Source organism: Pseudomonas fuscovaginae SE-1 (genome assembly GCF_000364705.1).
Lineage (GTDB): Bacteria > Pseudomonadota > Gammaproteobacteria > Pseudomonadales > Pseudomonadaceae > Aquipseudomonas > Aquipseudomonas fuscovaginae_A.
Genome location: NZ_AQOH01000358.1, coordinates 1 through 20,980, shown reverse-complemented (window position 1 = coordinate 20,980; position 20,980 = coordinate 1). Strand labels below are relative to the sequence as shown.

At 61.0% G+C, this 20,980-nt stretch carries 17 protein-coding genes and 1 pseudogene; 8 read left to right on the top strand and 10 right to left on the bottom strand.

Features of this window, described 5'->3' with window-relative positions; translation table 11 throughout:
• Positions 1 to 40: 40 nt before the first annotated feature.
• Entirely contained in the window at positions 41 to 2,242 is a 2,202-nt protein-coding gene (locus K675_RS0128155) for an OsmC domain/YcaO domain-containing protein (protein WP_017906802.1), read from the bottom strand.
• Positions 2,243 to 2,366: 124 nt separating this feature from the next.
• Between K675_RS0128155 and K675_RS31540 the strand changes: the two are divergent.
• A pseudogene (locus K675_RS31540) lies at positions 2,367 to 2,883 on the top strand (GNAT family N-acetyltransferase).
• Here the strand turns inward: K675_RS31540 and K675_RS31535 are convergent.
• Complete coding sequence (locus K675_RS31535) at positions 2,844 to 3,338, bottom strand: substrate-binding domain-containing protein (protein ID WP_232434491.1); 495 nt, start codon at positions 3,336 to 3,338, stop codon at positions 2,844 to 2,846. The pseudogene K675_RS31540 and the gene K675_RS31535 overlap by 40 nt on opposite strands.
• 13 nt (positions 3,339 to 3,351) lie before the next feature.
• Between K675_RS31535 and K675_RS31530 the strand changes: the two genes are divergently transcribed.
• Complete coding sequence (locus K675_RS31530; protein ID WP_017906799.1) at positions 3,352 to 3,897, top strand: MFS transporter; 546 nt, start codon at positions 3,352 to 3,354, stop codon at positions 3,895 to 3,897.
• A 5-nt stretch (positions 3,898 to 3,902) separates the two neighbouring features.
• Here K675_RS31530 and K675_RS0128135 read toward each other — a convergent pair whose 3' ends face one another.
• Positions 3,903 to 4,283: a nuclear transport factor 2 family protein gene (locus K675_RS0128135; protein WP_017906798.1), complete on the bottom strand. Its 381-nt coding sequence runs from the start codon at positions 4,281 to 4,283 to the stop codon at positions 3,903 to 3,905.
• Positions 4,284 to 4,563: 280 nt separating this feature from the next.
• On the opposite strand from K675_RS0128135, the gene K675_RS0128130 reads away from it, so the two are divergent.
• Positions 4,564 to 7,470: a sensor domain-containing phosphodiesterase gene (locus K675_RS0128130; protein WP_017906797.1), complete on the top strand. Its 2,907-nt coding sequence runs from the start codon at positions 4,564 to 4,566 to the stop codon at positions 7,468 to 7,470.
• A gap of 103 nt (positions 7,471 to 7,573) precedes the next feature.
• On the opposite strand, the gene K675_RS0128125 is transcribed toward K675_RS0128130, so the two are convergent.
• Positions 7,574 to 8,443, bottom strand: coding sequence for a LysR family transcriptional regulator (locus tag K675_RS0128125; protein WP_017906796.1), 870 nt, complete (start codon positions 8,441 to 8,443; stop codon positions 7,574 to 7,576).
• A gap of 122 nt (positions 8,444 to 8,565) precedes the next feature.
• Here K675_RS0128125 and K675_RS0128120 point away from each other — a divergent pair, with 122 nt between their 5' ends.
• Positions 8,566 to 9,171 (top strand): LysE family translocator, encoded by a 606-nt coding sequence (locus tag K675_RS0128120; protein ID WP_017906795.1) that lies wholly within the window; start codon positions 8,566 to 8,568, stop codon positions 9,169 to 9,171.
• Positions 9,172 to 9,204: 33 nt separating this feature from the next.
• On the opposite strand, the gene K675_RS0128115 is transcribed toward K675_RS0128120, so the two are convergent.
• Entirely contained in the window at positions 9,205 to 10,173 is a 969-nt protein-coding gene (locus tag K675_RS0128115; protein ID WP_017906794.1) for a GlxA family transcriptional regulator, read from the bottom strand.
• Positions 10,174 to 10,264: 91 nt separating this feature from the next.
• On the opposite strand from K675_RS0128115, the gene K675_RS31525 reads away from it, so the two are divergent.
• Positions 10,265 to 11,089: an MBL fold metallo-hydrolase gene (locus K675_RS31525; RefSeq protein ID WP_051070778.1), complete on the top strand. Its 825-nt coding sequence runs from the start codon at positions 10,265 to 10,267 to the stop codon at positions 11,087 to 11,089.
• A gap of 131 nt (positions 11,090 to 11,220) precedes the next feature.
• Here K675_RS31525 and K675_RS0128105 read toward each other — a convergent pair whose 3' ends face one another.
• Together K675_RS0128105 and K675_RS0128100 are read right to left on the bottom strand one after the other, a co-directional pair.
• Complete coding sequence (locus K675_RS0128105) at positions 11,221 to 11,796, bottom strand: hypothetical protein (protein WP_026145604.1); 576 nt, start codon at positions 11,794 to 11,796, stop codon at positions 11,221 to 11,223.
• 409 nt (positions 11,797 to 12,205) lie between these two features.
• A complete protein-coding gene (locus tag K675_RS0128100; RefSeq protein ID WP_017906791.1) occupies positions 12,206 to 13,858 on the bottom strand; it encodes a hypothetical protein in 1,653 nt (550 codons plus the stop codon).
• A gap of 270 nt (positions 13,859 to 14,128) precedes the next feature.
• On the opposite strand from K675_RS0128100, the gene K675_RS0128095 reads away from it, so the two are divergent.
• The gene (locus tag K675_RS0128095) at positions 14,129 to 15,337 is read left to right on the top strand and encodes an MFS transporter (RefSeq protein ID WP_026145603.1); all 1,209 of its coding nucleotides are present in this window, start codon (positions 14,129 to 14,131) and stop codon (positions 15,335 to 15,337) included.
• 105 nt (positions 15,338 to 15,442) lie between these two features.
• Here K675_RS0128095 and K675_RS31520 read toward each other — a convergent pair whose 3' ends face one another.
• Positions 15,443 to 15,799, bottom strand: a complete 357-nt coding sequence (locus tag K675_RS31520) for a DUF2834 domain-containing protein (RefSeq protein ID WP_017906789.1) — start codon at positions 15,797 to 15,799, stop codon at positions 15,443 to 15,445.
• Between the two features lie 107 nt (positions 15,800 to 15,906).
• Between K675_RS31520 and K675_RS0128085 the strand changes: the two genes are divergently transcribed.
• Positions 15,907 to 16,731 (top strand): helix-turn-helix domain-containing protein, encoded by an 825-nt coding sequence (locus K675_RS0128085; RefSeq protein WP_017906788.1) that lies wholly within the window; start codon positions 15,907 to 15,909, stop codon positions 16,729 to 16,731.
• 705 nt (positions 16,732 to 17,436) lie between these two features.
• On the opposite strand, the gene K675_RS0128080 is transcribed toward K675_RS0128085, so the two are convergent.
• Together K675_RS0128080 and K675_RS0128075 are read right to left on the bottom strand one after the other, a co-directional pair.
• Entirely contained in the window at positions 17,437 to 17,913 is a 477-nt protein-coding gene (locus tag K675_RS0128080) for a DUF6882 domain-containing protein (protein ID WP_017906787.1), read from the bottom strand.
• A gap of 222 nt (positions 17,914 to 18,135) precedes the next feature.
• A complete protein-coding gene (locus K675_RS0128075; RefSeq protein WP_157384007.1) occupies positions 18,136 to 19,944 on the bottom strand; it encodes a DnaJ-like cysteine-rich domain-containing protein in 1,809 nt (602 codons plus the stop codon).
• A gap of 196 nt (positions 19,945 to 20,140) precedes the next feature.
• Here K675_RS0128075 and K675_RS0128070 point away from each other — a divergent pair, with 196 nt between their 5' ends.
• Positions 20,141 to 20,584 (top strand): DUF3592 domain-containing protein, encoded by a 444-nt coding sequence (locus tag K675_RS0128070; protein ID WP_157384006.1) that lies wholly within the window; start codon positions 20,141 to 20,143, stop codon positions 20,582 to 20,584.
• Positions 20,585 to 20,980 lie beyond the last annotated feature (396 nt).

Genomic DNA, 20,980 nt, shown 5'->3' with positions numbered 1-20,980 from the left:
GAGAAAAAGCGCACGGGGGCGCTTTTTTCCCGGCAGAGGTTTAGCGAGAGGCGACCATTTTCGCTCGTGCCGCATGCAGTTTCTTGTAGCTGTCGATCAGCCGCTGATGGCGGTCGAGGCCTTCGAGCTTCATGCTGGTCGGTGTCAGGCCGAAGAAGCGCACGCTGCCGTCGATCGAGCCCAGCACCGCGTCCATGCGCGGGTTGCCGAACATGCGGCGGAAGTTGACCTCGTAGTCGGCCATCTCCAGATCGTCGTCCAGCACCACTTCCAGCGCCACGTTCAGGGCCTGGTAGAACAGCCCACGTTCGACGGTGTTGTCGTTGTACTGCAGGAAGGTCTCGACCAGTTCCTTGGCTTCCTCGAAGTTCTTCAGCGCCAGGTGGATCAACAGTTTCAATTCGAGGATGGTCAGTTGGCCCCAGGCGGTGTTTTCATCGAATTCGATGCCGATCAGCGTGGTGATGTCGGTGTAGTCGTCCAGCTCGCTTTCTTCCAACAGACCGACCAGCGCTTCCAGACCCTCCTCGTCCAGGCGGTGCAGGTTGAGGATGTCTTCGCGGAAGAACAGCGCCTTGTTGGTGTTGTCCCAGATCAGGTCGTCCACCGGGTAGATTTCCGAGTAGCCTGGCACCAGGATACGGCAGGCCGAGGCGCCCAGGTGCTCGTATACGGCCATGTAGACTTCCTTGCCCAGGCCTTCGAGGATGCCGAACAGCGCGGCGGCTTCCTCGGCGTTGGAGTCTTCGCCCTGGCCGGAGAAGTCCCACTCGACGAACTCGTAGTCGGCCTTGGCACTGAAGAAGCGCCACGACACCACGCCGCTGGAGTCGATGAAGTGTTCGACGAAGTTGTTCGGCTCCATCAGCGCCTGGCTTTCGAAGGTCGGCTGCGGCAGGTCGTTCAGACCTTCGAAACTGCGGCCCTGCAGCAGTTCGGTGAGGCTGCGCTCCAGCGCCACTTCAAAGCTTGGGTGGGCGCCGAACGAGGCGAACACGCCGCCGGTGCGCGGGTTCATCAGGGTTACGCACATCACCGGGAATTCGCCGCCCAGCGAGGCGTCCTTCACCAGCACCGGGAAGCCTTGCTCCTCCAGGCCCTGGATACCGGCGAGGATGCTCGGGTACTTCGCCAGCACCTCCTGCGGCACGTCCGGCAGGGCGATTTCGCCTTCGAGGATTTCGCGTTTGACCGCGCGCTCGAAGATTTCCGACAGGCACTGCACCTGCGCTTCGGCCAGGGTGTTGCCGGCGCTCATGCCGTTGCTGAGGAACAGGTTCTCGATCAGGTTGGACGGGAAATACACCACCTCGCCATCCGACTGGCGAACGAACGGCAGCGAGCAGATGCCACGCTCGGTGTTGCCGGAATTGGTGTCGTACAGGTGCGAGCCGCGCAGCTCGCCATCGGGGTTGTAGATCGCCAGGCAATGCTCGTCGAGGATCTCCTTGGGCAGGGCATCCTTGCGGCCGGGCTGGAACCAGCGCTCGTCCGGGTAGTGGACGAATTCGGCGTTGGCGATCTCTTCGCCCCAGAACTGGTCGTTGTAGAAGAAGTTGCAGTTCAGGCGCTCGATGAACTCACCCAGTGCCGAGGCCAGGGCGCTTTCCTTGGTCGAGCCCTTGCCGTTGGTGAAGCACATCGGCGACTGCGCATCACGGATATGCAGCGACCAGACGTTCGGCACGATGTTGCGCCAGGATGCGATTTCGATCTTCATGCCCAGGCCCGAGAGGATCGAGGACATGTTGGCGATGGTCTGCTCCAGCGGCAGGTCCTTGCCAGGAATGTAGGTGCTGGTCCGCGAGGCGCTGTTGGGCATCAGCAGGGCCTGGGCGTCGGCGTCCAGGTTCTCCACTTCCTCGATGACGAAGTCAGGGCCGGTCTGCACGACCTTCTTCACCGTGCAGCGGTCGATGGAGCGCAGGATGCCCTGGCGGTCCTTGTCGGAGATGTCGGCGGGCAGCTCGACCTGGATCTTGAAGATCTGGTTGTAGCGGTTCTCCGGGTCGACGATGTTGTTCTGCGACAGGCGGATGTTGTCGGTGGGAATATTGCGGGTTTCGCAATAGACCTTGACGAAGTAGGCCGCGCACAGGGCCGACGAGGCCAGGAAATAGTCGAAGGGACTCGGTGCCGAGCCATCGCCCTTGTAGCGAATGGGTTGATCGGCCACCACCGTGAAGTCATCGAACTTGGCTTCGAGTCGGAGGTTGTCGAGAAAGTTGACCTTGATTTCCATGCGGGATTACCAGAAGAGCGAAAATACGAATGGCGGCTATTATCCGGGCTTTTCGCCGGGAAGGAAGCGACACCGGACGAGACTGGGTATCTTTGACGGTATCTGTCATGAAAGGAGAGCAGGGATGCTGCAGATTTGCCCTGCCAGATCGGAGGATGCCGGGGCGGCCTTCGACATCCGCCGAGAGGCGATACGGCACCAGTGCGCCAGTGTCTACACGAATGAGCAGGTGATGGCCTGGACGTCCATGTCGCTGACGGAGGGATACCGGGCTTCGGTGCAGGCGTTTTATCACCTGGCCTGGCAGGAGGGTGTTGCCCTTGCCACGGGATTCATCGACTTTGAGAGTGGCGAGGTCGGTGCGCTGTTCGTACGGCCATGATTTCATGGGACAGGGCATTGGCCAGCGGATGCCCGATCCTCTTGAGCAACTGGCCCGCGACGCCGGCCTGGCCGAAGTTCACCTGGAGGCGACGCTCAATGCGGCTGCCTTCTATCGGCGTCGTGGTTTCGTCGGCGATACGCAGGCGGTCTACCAGTCGCCCTACGGCGTGCAGCTGGCGTGTGTGCCCATGCGCAAGCCACTGCTGGCTCAGCGGAATCAGACGGCGAACACCTGTCCCACCGTTTCCGACACATAGTCGAGCACGGCCCGGATCAGTGGCGACTTGCCCAAGTCGCCATGCACCACCAGCCAGATATCTCGATAGAAGGTGTCTCCGTCGAAGGGCAGCGGCTTGAGCGCCGGATCGTGGTCGCCGATGAACAGTGGCAAGCCGGCCACGCCAATGCCCGAGCGCGCGACCCGTTGTTGGGTGATGATGTCGCTGACCTCGCAGACCACCGGACGACCTGCTGCTACAGCCAGCAGCCACTGCTGATGCGGCATGTCGGCATATTGTGCGTCATAGGCAATAAAGCCCCAGTCCTCCGGGCGTGAGGCGTTGAGATAATCGTGGGCGCAATACAGCCCGAATGGCATGCGCCCGATACGTCGGGTGACGTTGGCCGCTTCGCTTGGCCGAAACAGTCGGACCGCGACATCGGCCTCGCGTCGTTCCAGGGACACGCTCTGCGCCTGCCTGGGTTTCGTCATCGTTCTGATCGACGTGAGCGTCGTCAACGTGGCCCTCGATGCCTTGCGCAACGCGTTGGACACGGCCGTCCGTGGCCTGCAATGGGTCGTCAATGCCTACGCTCTGGTGTTTGCCGCCTCGCTGTTGCTGGCCGGCACGTTGAGTGATCGGCTCGGTACCAGGCGCCTGTACCTGATCGGCCTGGTGCTGTTTACCGTCGCTTCACTGGGCTGCGGGCTGGCCTCGACGCTCGGGGGGCTGGTCGGCTGGCGGGTTATCCAGGGTTTCGGTGCGGCCTTGTTGGTGCCAACGTCATTGGCCTTGTTGCGCCAGCTCTACAGTGATCCCGTCCAGCGCCGCCGGGCAGTGGGCTGGTGGAGCGCCGGCTGCGGTATCGCGCTGGCGGCAGGCCCCGTGCTCGGCGTGATGGGGGTTGCGCTGCTCGGTGGTTCGGCGAGCCTGCCTGACATGCACCTGGCGCTGGTTGCCTGTGTGGCGGCCTTGCTATTGGCGATGGCGATCGCTTTCAGTGGCTTGAAGCCGAGCGCTCGCAGCGATGCTCCGTCATGCCTGGAGTGACGGACTCAACTACGTACATAAACCTCATGCCACAGTGTCACCAACCCTTCCTGGTCAAATGACAGCATCAACATCGCTTCGAAACGGTCGACATCTGCGTTGAGCCGGGTGACATGGGCGGTTATGGCCAGCACTGCGTTGTCGCCCTCGGCGACGGTTTCGTGGATGTCGTAGTCGATCTGGCGGATATCGCGACGGAAATTTTCGAGAAACTCCAGGTAGTTGCGATGGTTGGCCGGATGCAAGCGGCCGTTGGCCTTCACCGTGAACTGGCTGGCGAAGACCTCGGCGATGGCGGCTTCGTCGAGCGGGCCATGGGCAGTGAGGTGGCGACGGTTCCAGTCGAGCAGTTGTTGGCTGGCTTCCCGGGGATTGTGCTGGGGCATGGGGACTCCTGTATGTCGGGTGCGGCCCGATTATAGCGGGGTATGTACAAGACGACTGTGGGGCGAGCCAGGGCATCAAGTCGCGGTTGCCGTTCGGAAAACTCCTCTTGCTGGCCCATTCTCAAGGCGCCTGGATGCTGTCAATATGGCATGAAGGCGCGTAGCTTCTGCTATGGCTGGCACCCAATCAACGATCAAAAGAACGCTATAAGGCTCACTCGACAGCAGACGGCTGGCAGTGAGTCACTGAGTATTGCCAGTTCTGGCTTTGGGAGCGCTGATGAGTTTTCGTCCTTTGACCGACTCCTCTCGGCAGGCGAACGATTGCGACACTGTCGTGGATCAACCGGCCAGTCACTCGGACAGTGCCGCGGTTATCGCGGGCGCCGAGGGCACGATCGAGCAACTGCTGGACTCGGCGCGCAACGAGGTCCGTACCCGCGCCTGGGCGGTCTACCGCAGTGGCGAAGAACTGCATCTGGTCGGGCAGGGCGACCCACAGGCGCAGTGGCCGTCCATTGTCTCCAATGACGAGTTCGAAGCCTTCTGCCGGGCCCGACGCCTGCATCGCTGGCCCACCGGCCGTGGCGAGAGCGTGCTGGGCTGGCTGCTCGCGCCGGTCGGTCAGGCCACGGACCCGGCACTCGCCGAGTTCGCCCGGCGCCTGGGCACCCGGCTGCAGGCCGATGCTCTGGCGCGGGCGCAGATCACCCAGCGGGTGCTCTATGAAATCATCTACCTGGCCAGTTCGACCCGCGATCGTTCTGTGTTCCTGGTGGGCATTCACCGGCTGCTGGCCAGCCTGATCGACGCCGAGAACTTCTACCTCGCGCTGTACGATCCGGTCACCGGCAAGGTCGACTATCCGTACTACGTCGACATCATCGATACCCAGGCGCTGCAGTCCGAGAACTACGAATACCTCGACCCCGGCCATTTGTCCCTGACCGGCCAGGTGCTGACCAGTGGTCAGCCGCTGCTGATCGACTCCGCCGGGATCCTCGCGGCCCAGGCCGAGCAGCGCTTTTATTGCGTGGGCGACCGTCCCGAGTTCTGGATGGGCGCGCCGTTGAAGAACGCCTCGGACGAGGTGTTCGGCATGCTGGCGATGCAGGTCTATGACGTGTCACGGGTCTACAGTGCCGAAGACCGCGCGCTGTTCCTGGTGGTGGTCCGTCACGTTGCCATGGCGCTGGACCGCATGCTGCACCGGGCGGACCTGGAAGAAACGGTGATGCGCCGTACGCTGGAGCTGTCGGCGCTCAACGACGCCCTGCGCCAGGAAGTGCTCGACCGCGAGCGCGCCGAGCACCTGCAAAGCGTGTTGTTCCAGATCGCCGAGCTGTCCAGCCGGCCCGGCGATATGGCCGAGCTGTTCCAGACCCTGCATGGCATCGTCGGGGAACTGCTGTTCGCGCAGAACTTCTACATTGCACTGTTCGACGACGCGACCGGCGAAGTGACCTTTCCCTACTACGTCGATGAGCGCCAGACCCACCGTCCGGCGCCTCGACGTGGTTGCCGCGGCCTGACCGAGTACGTGATCCGCCAGCGCCAGGCCTGCCTGTTCGATGTCGAGGCGGTGGATCGCCTGACCTTGATCGGCGAGATCGACGCGCCCCAGGACAACGTCCGCTCGCACTCCTGGCTGGGCATCCCGCTGTTCGATGGCGACATGGTGCGTGGCGTGCTGGCGGTGCAAAGCTATACCGCGCAGGTGCACTACACCCAGCGCGACCAGGAACTGCTGACCTTCGTCTCGCGGCATATCGACACCGCCCTGTCGCGACGTTCCGCGGCCGAAGCGATTCACGCCGCCAACCTCATGCTCGAGGCCCGGGTGCAGAGCCGCACCCGCGAGCTCGACCATGCCAATGCCAAGCTGCAGCACGAAAACACCCACGATGCGCTGACCGGGCTGCCCAACCGCACCTACCTGCAGCAGCGCCTCAGCCTGGCCTGGTCGCGCTTCGAGAGCGGCGGCGGGCACCTGGCGGTGATGTTCATCGACCTCGACCGTTTCAAGATGGTCAACGACAGCCTCGGCCATCACTTTGGCGACCTGCTGCTGATGCAGGCCGCGCAGCGCCTGCGCGGCTGCCTGCGCGAAACCGACATGCTGGCCCGGCTGGGCGGCGACGAGTTTTCGGTACTCGCTCCCGACGCCCCGTTGGAGGTGGCAAGCGAAATCGCCGAACGGATCCTGGTGGCGTTCGACCTGCCGTTCTTCATCAACGGCCATGAAGTCTTTTCCTCCTGCAGCATCGGCATCGTCAGTGCAGACAACCAGTTCCACCACGAGCCCGCCGACCTGCTGCGCGATGCCGATGCGGCGATGTACCGGGTCAAGAGCGCCGGGCGCGACAGCTACGCGGTGTTCAACCAGGAACTGCGCCGCGAGGTGTCGGACCAGGTCGAGCGCGAAGGGGCCCTGCGCAACGCACTCAAGCGCAGCGACGAGTTGCTGCCGTACTTCCAGCCGATCGTCAGCGTCGAAACCGGCGAACTGCTGGCCCTTGAGGCGCTGGTGCGCTGGCATCAGCCAGGCGGCCGGGTGATCGCCCCAGGTGAGTTTCTGCCGGATTTCGAGGGCCTGCGCCTGATTGGCCGGCTGGACCTGTACATGCTCGGCAGTGTCGCCGCGATCCTGGCCCAGCCTGAACACGCCGATTGGCCACCGGTGCACGTCAACTGCTCCAGCTACAGCATCACGCGCCCGGACTTTGCCGGTGATGTGCTGGCGCTGCTGGCGCAGCACGGCGTCTCGCCGTCGCGGATCTGCCTGGAACTGACCGAAGGTGCGCTGGTGGCCGAGCCGGCGATTGCCCGGCAGACCATGCAGCGCCTGGCCGACAACGGCATGTCGGTGGTGCTCGATGATTTCGGCGCGGGGTTCTCGTCGCTGAGCTATGTGCACCAGTACCGTTTCAGCGGCTTGAAGATCGATAAGTCATTCATCTTCGAACTGACCGGCAGCGCGCGCAGCCGGGCCATCGTGCGCGCCATCGTACGGATGGCCGAGTCGCTGGACCTGAGCGTGGTGGCCGAAGGCGTCGAGGACCAGGAGACGCTGGAACTGCTGCGTGAGATGGGCGCGGGACAGGCGCAGGGGTATCATTTTGCCAAGCCTATGGACCTGGAGGCGTTGAGGGCGAGCGTCGGGAGCAGCCGCTCCTGGATTTTGTAATGGGGAAACTCTCGACATTATTCCCGCGTAACCCTTGTAGGAGCGGGCTTGCCCGCGAACACCGGCGAAGCCGGTGCCATTCACCGAGTCGCCGGCTTGGGAGTCAGGCGGTCTCCGGAGAGGCCAGCGTCCTGATCAGAAAGCTCCTCAAACCATCCACGGCCTTGGAACCTTGCGAGGCCTTGCTGCGATAGACGGCCACATCCATCGAGTCCAGCGGCCCCAGGTCCTGTTCGCTGCCCAGGATTTGCAGGTGTTGCGGCACCGTGCAGCGGGTGAGCACGGCCACCGCGATGCCGCTTTCGACCGCGGCGATCTGGCCGGCCAGGCTCGAGCTGTTGTAGACGATCTTGTAGTCGCGCCCTTGCCGCGCCAGGGAGTTGACCGCGCAGCGGCGGGCGAGGCTGGCGGATTCATAGACGGCGATCGGCAACGGGTCGCGGCGCCACAGCTCGAACTGCGCCGAGCCGACCCAGACCATGGGCTCCTGGAACAGGAAGGCGCCCCGTCGCGGGTGGTCGCGCGAAACCAGCGCCAGGTCGAGATCGCCATTCATCACGCGGGGAATCAGCGCCGTCGACTGCTCGCAGGTCAGTTCGATTTCAACGCCGCCGTGCCGTGGGGCAAAGCGCTTGAGCACCGGCGTGAGGTAATGCGCCGCGTAATCCTCGGCGACGCCCAGGCGAATGCGCCCGGTCAATTCCTCGTCGCGGAAGGCCGCCTGGGTCTCGGCGTGCAACGCCAGCATCCGCCGTGCGTAGCCCAACAGGGTCTGGCCGTCGTCGGTCAACTGCAGGTGTCGTGGTCCACGGCTCAACACCTGGCGTCCGAGCGCGGCTTCCAGTTTCTTCAGTTGCATGCTGACCGCCGACTGCGACCGATGCACTTCGGTGGCAGCGCTCGAAAGCGAGCCCGTGTCGACTGCGGCGACAAAGCACTTGAGCCAGTCGATCTGGAGGTCCCGGGGCGACATTTGCATTCCTCATGCATCCGATAAACGAATAGCTGATTGCCAGAATATTCGCTTTTCGTCCAGCGAAATACTTTGCATGATCCACTGGCCTGTCGCTGACAGCACCCCATTCTGGAGACCCCATGCAATTCGATATCTGGCTGTTCTATGTGCTCACCTGCCTGGGCATTGCGGTTGTCCCTGGCCCCAATGCGCTGCTGGTCCTCACTCATGGCGCGCTGCATGGCAACCGCAAGACGCTCTTCACCATCAGCGGTGGCGTCATCGGTTTTGCCGCCGTGATCGCGCTCTGCGTGCTGGGCCTGGGGGCCTTGCTGAAGGCGTCGATGATCTGGCTGACGGTCTTGAAGATCGTCGGCGGGCTCTACCTTGTCTGGCTCGGTATCAAGCTCTGGCGAGCGGAGCCGGTGACGCTGTCTCTGGGGGATTCTTGTGTGTCGAGCGACTGGTCGCTGTTCCGCCAGGGACTGCTGTCGGCGATTTCCAACCCCAAGGCACTGCTGCTGTTCACGGCGTTCATCACGCCTTTCATCGACCCGCACCAGAACCTGCTGTTGCAGACCGTGATCATGGCGCTGACTTACGCGCTGGTCGAGTTCGCGGTGGAGTTCGGCGTGGCCAGCGCCGCCAACCGGGTACGGCCGTGGCTGGCGCGGACCGGTCGGCGCTTCAACCAGGTCTGTGGTGGGTTCTTCGTCGCGTTTGGCGCGCTGTTGCCGATTCGCTAGGCATCGTTTTGGGGGTGGTGGGGAACGACGCGATCAGCATCTCGCGAAGCGCTGTCGGTATTCGGCCGGGGTCAGGTCGGTCAGTGCCTTGAACATTCGGCGCAGGTTGGACTCGCTGCTGAAGCCCAATTCGTCGCAAATCGACTTCAGCGGCGCGTCGGTGAAGGTCAGCCGTTCGCCGACTTGCGCCAGCTTTACTCGCCGCGCATAGGCGGCCAGCGCTTCTCCGGTTTCTGCCAGGACCTTGCGCGCAAGGGTGCGTTGTGCGACGCCCAGGGCATCGGCGAGCACCTGCACGGTGATGTGTTCGGCCGGTAGTTTCTGCACCTGGATTTGCAACTGCCGCAGCAGCTCGCTCTGCTGCTCGATCAGGCTGAGGGACTGGAAGGCGTCGTGCGACGGTGTCGGCCGTGGCAGCACCATCAGGCGGATCAGGTCGTGCGCCGCCGTCGGGTTCACATGGCGCTCGACCAGTGCCTGGGCGATGGGCAGGTAGCCATTTACGCCACTGGCCGTGGCGTTGCGCTCGTTGAAGATGCAGTGCCGCTCGGTTTGCCAGCGAGTGCTGGGAAAGCGCTTGAGCAGGGCATCGGCCAGCCACCAGGTGACCGTGGCGTCTTCACCGGCCAGGCGTCCCGCAGCGGCGGCCAGGCTGACGCCGGTACAGTAGCTCCACACACTGCACTGCCGGTCGAGCCGTGCCAGTGCTTGCAGCAATTGGCTCTCTGCCTTCAATACCGCCTCGACCTGCTGCGCCGACTCGGCCCAGAAACCGGGGATCAGCACCGCATCCAGCGCCAGCTCGTCGAGGCGCTGGCTGACCGCGAGTTGCAAGCCGTGGGCGCAGGTGACTGTCCCGCGTTGCACGCCAACATGTTGCATTTCGAACAGGGTCTGTCCGGTACGGCGGTTGGCGGCGTGAAGGATATCGCCGAAGGCCAGCAGCCCGGCGGGCATGCAGTCGGGGTAGAGAACGAGGCCGATTCGCAGTGTATTGGGCATGGCTGAAAATGAATGGTTAATGTCCAAGTCTGCCATTATGGGCGTTGCTGCGGAGGGGCACCATGGGGCAACCATCGAGCAGGGCACAACCATGAAGATTCAGCAGATCCGTAACGCCACCCTCATTCTTGAACTGGGAGCCTACCGAGTTCTGGTCGACCCGATGCTGGCCGACAAAGGCACACTGCCTTCGCAGCGGTTACTGAAGGCACGGCAGCGAAACCCGATCGTCGAGTTGCCGGCGGATGCTTGGCAGGCGCTGGAGTCGGTGACCCATTGCCTGATCACGCATTGCCAGAAGGGACACTTCGATCACCTGGATCGGGCAGGTATCCAGTGGTTGAGGGCGCGGGGGATTCCGGTCATCTGCACACCGCACGACGCCGCGTACCTGGCGCGGCGCAAGCTTAACGTCCAGCCGCTGGCACAGGGGCACGAGGAGCCGGTCCCGTTCCTGGAGGGGCGTCTCCGCACGGTACGCTGTACCCATGGACGTGGGCTGGTTGGTGGACTGATGGAGCATGGTGTCGGTTATTTCATCGAGTTTCCCGGTGAGCCGAGTCTTTACCTGGCGGGGGACACGGTACTGACTGACGTCGTCCGCAGCTTCGTGCAAAGGCATCAGCCGCAGGTCAGTGTCGTGCCGGCCGGTGGTGCGCGTTTTGATGTCGGTGGTGACATCATCATGGGGCTGGAGGAGGTGCTGGAGTTCGTCACGCTCAGCACCGGGACCGTGGTGGCGAATCACCTGGAGGCGATCAATCACTGCCCGGTGACGCGACAGGAGCTGCGGCAGGCAGCGGTTGAAAGGGGAGTGGGGGAGCGGTTGCGGGTTCCTGCCGATGGGCAGTTGATGGTGCTGGATCGTATCATCGAGCGGGTTTGTCAGCCCCTTGTCACTAGACCTGTTGCCTGAATCGTCTGCTGGTCACGCAGCCTTCGCATGACCAGGCTTCCTGAAGGACCGAGCGCTTTGATCAAGGCCAAAGTGTTTACTGCAACCTGACTCCGGGGGCAGTCATTAAACCTTCTCAAACGTCTGCAGAATTACTGCAGTACCTTCTGCGATGCACTCCCAATCGGATAAACCACCTCCTTTGTATCCAGGTTTCGAATTTCGGACTTGATGGTTATGGTCGACATCTCGCGACCCGGAGGCCCACTGATATCTTCGCGGGTCGAGAAGTCCACGACGTAACGCTGGCCCGCAAGGAATTCGACATCGCGTGCGTTGAAGCCGCATTTGGCGCCGCCGGTGCCCAGGGCGTTCATCGAGGCCCAGCACCAGGTCAGTGAATGCTTGCCAGGCGTCAGTTTGAGCGCCTGCATGCCGGAAACGTCGAGAATCGAGCGGCGTCCGGCGCCCGGTAACCTTTGGTCATCCACTTCCGTTACCAGCAGCAACCGGTGGAACGGCACGCCCAGTGCGCGATACCTGACCGTCGCGAAATACACGACCGGTGCATCGGCGGCGTTGTCGGAAAGGTCATGGGGTTTCATCAATTCCGGCGCCCAGTCGCCCTGGTAATCCTTGTAGTGGTAGTTGGAGCACGCGGTGCTGAGGGTGGCGGCCAGCAGGGCAGCCGATAGCTTGAGAGACGACAGGGGGAGCAACGATCGCACAGTTCTTCCTTGCTGAACCAAGTCCATTAACTACCGTTGGAGGCGGTCGTCAGATGGGACGGGGAGTGATATTTATATGATATCACGCTCTTGGGTCGAGTCTGCTCGATGTCGTCGCGGGTTTGCATGAAGTTGGTTTTCACCGCGACAGTGATTTTCGGTTGGTGTTGTCGGCTTGGGACCGGGTGTGCTCGATTGCTTGACTGGCGAAAAAGTCGCAAGGGAGTACGGAGGGGTTTTTTACCAAATCGATACCTGGAGTGTGAAGGCATTGGCCCGCTTGCCGGATCGACGATACGGATGTCCGGAAGAACACCGCTATCGCAGCTACTGGTTGTGCCGGATCGGTGGCCTGGTATTGATTGGGGGCTGAGCCGGTGCTCGACCCCGAATACTGCCGGCACGGCGGTCAGCTTTTGGCGGTACCCACCAGGGCGTCGATCAACATCGCCGATGCGGTATCGCCGTTTTCCAGCACGAGCTGGCGAAGCGATTTACCGAACGCGGGCACCGGTGTGTCGAAGGTGAAGTCGGACTTGCCCTGGTAGCGGGCAACGAAGCGTATCCGTTCTTCGGACCAGCGGATACGGTAGCTGCTTTCTCCAGTGCGATAGTTATCGAGAAATACCGCTGCCAGCGCCGGGGTGCCATTGAAGTCCGTGGCATCGAGGTTGGCCCCAGCAGCCGTCAGGGCCTCGGCGAAGCTGAGGTTGTGTTCGGCCATGCAGGCATGCAACGCAGTCTCGCCACCGTAGGCCTTGGCGTTCACATCACTGCCGTTGAGCAGCGCCTGAAACAATGCCTGCTCTCGCCCGCCAGTACCATGGCGCCTCTTCAGCTCATCGGCCTGTCTGCAGAACAGGGACAGTGCGGTGTAGCCGTAGACATTGTGTGCCTTTAGGTCTTCCTTGCCGGTGAGCATGATCATGTGCTCAAGGCCGCAGTTGAGGACGCCCAGAGTCTCCAGGCAGGTCATCAATCGCGTATTCCCTTCAGCGTCCCGGCCCATCGGATCGGCACCTGCCGAAACCAGATAGTCGTAGGCGTTTTCCGTAGCTGTGGTGATCAGTGGGCGATCCTCGTCGGTCAGCCGTTGATTGATATCGATGCCGGAACTTTTCAACAGATAGGCGAAGCCGTCCAGGTCCCGGATCGCCATGTTCCGGTCTGCGGCGCGGTAGTCGCCGTGTGCTGCTGTCCACAGCTGTTTGGCCATCGGCGTGCGGTTTGGCGGGTTGTCGTAGTCGCGCACCGAGGCCCGACCGGCTTGGTATCGGGTCCACACACCTACCTCTCGATCATCCTTGTAGTTGCCTTTTACGGCCACGGTGCCAGCAGGCCAGCCACGGCTGAAGTAGGTTTCCGAAGGGCCGTTTTTCCTGCCTGCGCTGTAGGTGACTTTGGTTCCTGGCACCCTTGTGCCGTCGGGGGTCACCCAGGTCTCGAGCACGCCGTCGAACTCGCCGTTCCTGTAGGTGGCACGGTCCTTGAGTTCGCCTTTGTAGTCATAGTGCTCCACCAGGCCATCGAGCTTGCCGGAGCCGTCGCTGGCAAAAGTCTCCAGCAAGGTCAGTTTCTGCTCGCCGTCGATCACCCGCCATTGGCGCTGCTCGCCGACGCGCATGTCCCTGCCTGGGATGACCGTGCTGTCGCTGATCTGCAGGCCGGTGGCGCAATCGTAGCTTTGCTCGGAGCGAATACCGCCTTCCTCCGTCATCAGGTTGTCCAGTTGGCTGGCGAACTCACCCTGGCACCAGGTCTTCCTCGATCCAACGAACACGCCGGCTTGCAACTTGCCTTCCACCAGCAGCCTGCCGTCCCGATCGAACTTTTTCCATTCTCCCACCGCCCGACCATTTTCTACCTTGAACGACTGCAGCACCCGATCACCGACCTTGTGAGTCACCGTGCCATTGAGCAGTTTGCCGGACTTGGCTTCGACGTACAGCGCATGGGGGGAGCCGACAGTACCGGCCTGGGCGGATACTTCATCGAAGCTGTATTCGGCCTTGCAGCCAGTCAGGGCCGAAGCGAGTACACAGAGAACAAAGCGCTTTTTCATGACGATCCTTGTAGTGAAACCTGGGATTCAACGACGTGCTCGGCAAGATGCTGCCGCAGGCATCGAGTAGGGCGTGGCTTCATTGCCACTCTGGTGAGCCTAGTCCCGTGATATCGGCGTAAACAACTGATCGGAGCTCTTCCGGAAACTTCTGGCAAAAGAATGAGAATTGTCTTGCTGGCTGCTGCAAACCAGGCTCAGGGAAACTGAACTGGTCTCATTTGCTTCACGATGAATTGATCCATGCGGCTGGCTCGGAGCAGTGTCGACATGCAAGCGTTGAATCTGAATCGCGGTACCCGCACGCTCTCGATGGGCTACTTCTTCTCCAAGTGTGGCGAGTTCGCGTTCGAGACGGCCTTTGCCGTTGCGGTCGTCTCCATGAACGAAGCGAACCTGCTGCTGATCGGAGTGGTGTACTTCTTGCGCTACCTGCCCAGCGCGCTGTTTTCCCCGATCGGTGGCTGGCTCGCCGATAACTGTGAAAAACGTCGTACGCTGGTTGGCGTGGAGCTTGCCAAGGGCCTGTTGGCGCTGGCCTTTTTTGTTCTTTTCTGCTTTTCAACACCCGAGCTGGTGTTGGTCATCGGCCTGGCGATGCTGATGACGGCCCTGGACTGTCTTTATGTGCCGACCTTTCGGGCCTATTTCCCGGATATCGTGGAACAGGACCGGTTGCCATCGGTGAACAGTGGTGTACAGGTTATCGAAGATGTCTCTTCCATCCTGGGACCACTGGTGTTCGCTGCTTTTGCGTTGTCCCTGGGTAGTACTGCGACTTTCCTTTTCTTCGCCGCATGCCTTGCACTGTCGGCCATCAGCATTGCAACGCTGCTGCCTGGAAAAGTAGGCGCCAGGGTAGCGTTCGACGGACGCTCGGTGATTGTCGATGCGATCCGCGGCGTGGGTGAACTGCGTGTCAGCAACACGCCACTGTTCGCCGTGATCTGTTGCACCACGCTGTGTGCCATGTTCGCCACGTCAGTGATCCGTTTTATTCTGCCGGCTTCGGTACTGGATCATTTTGGCTCGGACGCAGCCGTCGGCTATGTCTTCTCGCTTCTGGCGGCCGGTACGGTATTGGGTGGCATGCTGTACACCCGGTTCAACAGGCAGACCACGGCTCGCCTGGTGCTGCGCTACTGGGCGTTGTATGGCGCACTGTTTTTCACCGCAGCAGTCGCTTTGCAGTTCAACAACTGGGTGTTTCTGGCGATCCTCTTCGTGGTCGGATTCATCGGCGCCTTCGTCGATATCGCCATCGTGACCAATATCCAGTGCTTGTCCGACGATCGTCAGGTAGGTCGGAATTTCTCCCTCTATTACTTCACGGCCGTCATCGGTGACGCCGTCTCAGGTCTGATCGCCAGCCTCGTTTTCGTGCTGGCGGGGCCGGCGACCTTCATCTGGATGACATTGATGATGGTCATTGCACCCTTGCGCTGGAACATGAAAGGCGGCATCGAAGGATGCCAATAATCATGCTTAAAGGGAGCCCAGCTCAGGTGACTGGGGGCGATTTTGGAGCTATCACTGTTCGGTGCGCTTTTAACTCAACAGCGTCACAGAAAAGCAGGTCGCCAACTATCTGGTGCCTCGCTTCAGGCGTCTGATACGGTATGGCGCAGGCGGCCAGGGTGCAGCATCAACTCCTCTGATCACCAGGTACAGCAGTGGCCCCAGGGAAACGAACACGGCCGTCAGCAGCAGGTAGGGGAGCACGGTGAGGGCTGAGCTGCCACGCGAGCGGTTGTCCTTCACCATCCATAGGCAGGCAAGCCCGGCCATCAGGTACAGGTCGATGACCACCTGGGCCGTGTCAGGCCGGGACATCAGCTCAAGCCCAAAGGCCACGAGCGACAGCTCGGTGATCAGCAGCGTCCAGCCGGTATAGAGCGAAAAGAGCACCAGCGATACCAGCGCAATGAAACGAAGTGCCATGGTCCTGTCCTTGGTAGGGTTTCCAGGCACAGTAGTGGTAGGGTTGCCGGTGCTCAATGACCTGTGAGGTCATGAAAGCCAGGCACAAGGACGGTCAGGGACGAAGTATGAGTCATCGCTTGCTCCATCATCAGCATGCCACACTGAGTATCCCGGCGGGGCAGCAACTGCGCCAGCTACGCCGGCAGGCGGGGCTCAGCCAGTTGGATCTCGCACTTATGGCCGGGGTTTCGCAGCGCCATCTCAGTTGCGTCGAGACAGGACGTGCGAAAGCCAGCACCAGCACCCTGCATGCCATTCTCTCGGCCCTGGGGACGCCGCTGGAACACTGCAACCAAGTCTTTCTTGCCGCCGGATACGCGCCTCGCTACTCGGCTACGCCGCTGGATGCACCGGCCATGGAGGCCGTGCATGCGGCCATCGATCACATCCTGCAGGCGAATAACCCGGCACCGGCGATCGTGATCGACAGCAACTGGAATATCACGGCCGCCAACGTGAGCACCGGCCTGCTGCTGGCGATGGCAGGTGTTGCACAAGACCTGGCCGAGGGTCTCAATCTGCTGGACACATTGCTATGCCCTGGTGGCCTGGGTGATCGGCTGGCCAATGCGCAGGAGATTCGTGCGGTTGCCTGGCAGCGTGCTGTCAGGGAGTCAACCGCTAACCCGATGCTTGCCGGGCGCCTGCGCGAGTTGCCGGCGCCGGTCATTTCTTCACCTGCACTGGCTGCCAGCCCCGTACTGTTGACTCGAGTGTGCACCCCGGAGGGAGAGTTGAGTTTTCTCTCCACGTTCACGACCTTCGGCATGCCGCAGGACATCACTGTGGAGTCACTGCGAATCGAGCATCTGATCCCGGCTGATGTCTCGACCCGGCACAGGATGGCGCAAGCGTTGGATCGGTGGAGTACGGTTCATGGGCAATCCTGATTGGCTGGGAGCGAGCCTTCAGTGCTGCGCGGGTGCTTTTGCCGGTCGGGATATCGAGATATTCAGAAATGTGCCGATAAACGTTTGATTCTTGAGCCTGGGAGTTTTCTTTGAGACATCGTTTGCTACCCCTTATTTCTGCTCTGCTGCTCAGTGGCTGTGTTTCCACCCATGATGAGCAGTTGGCACAGGTACAACCTTACGATCAGGCGACCTCCGCCCGGATCCGTCTTTTTGGAAACAATGGACTACCCGTTGCAATCAACCCTGGGCAAGATTGTGCGTCGAATAGGGAACCGCTTCTTGCCTATGGCTATACCGTTGCGGACAAGGTCAATTCCACTGTGGGGCAACACACCAGGCGGGGTGTAGGAATGCCGGCTTCATGGAGAACCGAGCACCTCAGTTACGGTGAGTCCTACGCAGAGTTTGTTATCCCCGCAGGGGCGCCATCCGTAGTCATGATGAAACTCGTCACCGACCAGGTTTTTTGTGCGCCGCCTAACCGAGTATTTGTGCCTGAAGCGGGCAAGGACTATGAGGCATTTCTGGACCGTCACGATGGGAAATGCCGCGCAGTGATTCGGCCGCTCTCTGATCTGGAGGCGCCCGGCCTGAGCGCAGAGGTCCCTTCGAATAGCTGTGGGAAAAAATAGGCGTCTTGCTGGCACTATCCAAAAAGCACTAGCGCTTAACCGAAAGCCCTCAGTGGCTGGCGTGCTTCAAGCTGGTCAGCGCCAGAAACACGGTCGGCCCATCGGGTGGTGAGGGTGCCCGATAGCAGCCCAGCGCCCCCAGATGCTGAACGGCGATGGCCGCCAGCTCCCAGGCCATGGACTCATCGTCGAGCGCAACGGCGTCGTCGTTGCCAAAAAGGTCGAAGCCGGTAATCGCCTGCAGTTCCTTCAAGGGAAGGGCCTTTTCACGAAGTGCTTGCGGCACCGTGGGATTGCTCCAGGCCCATTTCCAGGTCGAGTGCTTGGGCGAGAACGAGCCAATGTTGAGAATCTGCGCTTCGACGGCCAGGCGATACTGCGCATCGAAGAACTGAATGGTGGCGGCTTCCTGATCGAGCCACCAGCGCTCCATGTCACCGAGCCCGTACTGGCGCTGGAGTTCTTCCTGCTTGCTCATCAGTGCCGCCATGGCCGTTTCCAGCAGTCTTTCGAATGTATCCGACATTTGTCTTCCTTAGGCTATGTATGAAATCGCTTGAAACTTGGTTATGCGGCGTTAAAAACCGGCTCGGAATGCTCATTGACAACCAGTCAAGTCGGGCGCGACCCCGGCCGTTCCTCGCCGGTTTTTGCCTTGCCTAACCTGCGTTTCAAACAATTTCATACACAGCCTAGGGACTTATCCAGGGGCAGGAGCGCCACGCAATGCTATCACTCACCCCACCATTTATCTGATCAACGCGTGATACTTGGACACATCCCGCTTCTGCAACAGCACCCTGAGCATCCGCTGCCCCCAATGCACGCCGGCCGCCTTGTAGCGCACCAGCGAAATCACCAGCGATAGCGCGCAGATCTGCGGCACATAGGTGATGCCCCATTGGGTGATCCGACCCAGGGCGCCGTTCCAGTGAAGGTTCGGCACCAGCTCGGTGAAGCGCAACGTCACGTACGCGGATGGATGCAGGGCCATGAACAGGTTGAGCAGCACGATACCGGGCACGCTAAGCAGGATGCCGCGCAGCAGGCGGCCTTCAGCCCAGCCCCACACGCGTGGTGCCAGCTTGGGCAGGAAGCAGCGGTTGAACAGCAGCGCGGCCAGCAGCCAGCAGGCCAGTTGCCAATAGTCGCCTTTGCTGATGACGCTGTTCAGCAACTGGTTCAGCGGCTGCAGGAAGGCCGCCGCCACCGAGCCGGGGTTGTGCTGGAGCGCGAACAGTCCGAGGAACCCTTCGTTGCCGGCCAGGGCGCTGGGTACCTGGCGGCTGAGCAGGCTCATCAGGCCATAGAACACCGTCAGCATGGCCGACAGGGCGAGCGCGAACCTCAACACCGCACCCCAACGGAAGCGGTGGCGCGTGGCAATGATGTGCTGGAGCGCCTGATGACGCGAATGCATGAAGGCCGCGGCGTCTGCCGCGCTGATGATGCCCTTGCGCACCGGCGAAGTCTGCTGCACGTCGGCGTGCTGCTCCATCTCACGGATCAGCTGGCGGGCGATCTTGCTGCCCGATGCCCGATTGACCTGGTGGATGTCCTCGTGGTTCTTCACGCCGTCGACGGCCTTTTTGAAACCACCGCTCAACACGCCGTCCAGGAACACCGCCTGCAACTTCGGCCCGATGAAGCGGCAGGTACCGCTGGCTTGCAGATGCGACACCACCGCCTGGGCGGCCACCACATGGCCGCTGGCGGTAAACACTTGCGGGTTGTCGCTGTCGACCTGGTAGTGGTCCACGGCAAACACCGTGTGGCGCTCAGGGGTGTTCATGACCTCGCGCATCGCCGGCAGCATCCAGTCCGCGCTCATCGTGCCCCAGCCGTAGTTGACGGCGGTGTTGGCCAGGACATCCAGGTGGTATTCGTAGATCAGCTCGCCAGCGCCATCACAGGCCGTGCAGGTGACCTGGCCGCCACGGCAGGCATGACAGACCACGCGGCCCGAACCATGGCAGCCATGGCAGATCACCGTCCCCGAGCCGCTGCACTGAAAACAGCGCTGCGGCGAGTTGCTGACGAAGGTGGGCGAGCTGCCCCGACCGTTGCAACCGGTGCACGTCATCCGGCATTGCCCATGGCAGCGGGTGCAGGTGTGGCTGGCGTGGCCGTTACAGGTCCGGCAGTTGCACGTGCCCCTTCCTGTGCAGCCGTGGCATGTCTCCACGCCGCAATAGACCTCGTTGTCACTGAGGACGTGAAACTTGCCAGGCTCGCGGTACCGGGCGGCGTTGTGCCTCAGTTGCGCCTGCGTGTGTTCCCGCAGGTAGCCGGGGGCATTCAGCAGTTGGTTCTGCCGCTGGGTGAGCACGGATCGGATATGAGCCTGGTCATACAGGGGCCCGGTCGCCCGACGCACCGCCCGGCTCTGGTACTCGAACGCATGCTCGACGGTGACGGTGTAGGTGATTTGCGCACGGTGCTGCTCGATGGCCTCCACGCCGAAGGGGGACGTGACCTTGTCGCCGAACGCTTCCTCGGCCTTGGCCTTCATGGCCTGGGCGATATCGTTGGCGGTAAATCCTGCTGTCCCTGACATGTGCAATCCTTGGCTGAGGTTTCGTCCGTGTGTCGAGCGGGCGACATATTGCCATTGGTGGCCGGGTTGTAACAGGTTGATGTTCTGGAGTTCTGGCAGAGGGGCGCGGGTGTCTGGTTGGCGGCAGGAAAACAAATCAGCTGCTCGTGTCACCATTCACTCCAAGCACTGGCGATAGCCGGAATGTAACTTGATAATGACCCACACCCAGTCGCCAGCAAGGATTGCTTTCTCGATGTCATCCCTCCTATTGCTCAAGGCTTTCGCAGCCATTTTTGGAACCCTATGGTCTGTGTGGCGAACGATCAGAGTGTTGCGCATGAAGGAAGGCTCAATAGTCGAAGGTCAAGTCACTTACGTTGAAGGTAAACCCGGCATAGGTGGCCAGCCTTTATTGACCTTCAGCTACACCGCCAATGGACAGCGGTTTCACAAGACCTGGGCCGAAACACTGGATGGTCATTCGGATACCCGGCTGAAGGAAGCGATCGCCCGTTATAACCGGGGCGACAGTATCGAGGTGTGGCACGCCAAAACCGACCCCGAGGTGTGTTGTATTGGCGCACGGGTACCACCGCTCGAGTATGTAAAAAGAAGCTTTTTCGAGTGGTTGGAGAGGTTGGCGAAACTGTTCCGCTGAAAGGTAGGTTTTTCTATCATCCAGACCAGAAACGGTGATTGCTATTACCCGAAAAATGAGAAATGGCACGAAATCAGCATTATTGTGTTGACGTTTATATGCTGGCAATATTTACGCCTTTCGTAGGCTTATCGCTTGGCCTATCTACACCACTAAATGATAATTTTATGTTCGTTCTTGAATAATACTCAATAGCGAGTGGCTGCAATCGAGGTTAAGTATTTCCGCATGGTGTGAATGGCAGCCCTGAATGGTTCTAGTATTAATAAGCGGAAAACCTCAGAAAGCGGCTGCCTTAAAGTTTAATTTTATAAGGTTAGAGCGAAGAAAATTGGAGCAATATAAAGAACGATAGTAACCACAAGTCTTGCAAGCAACCATGAGATCACATGAATT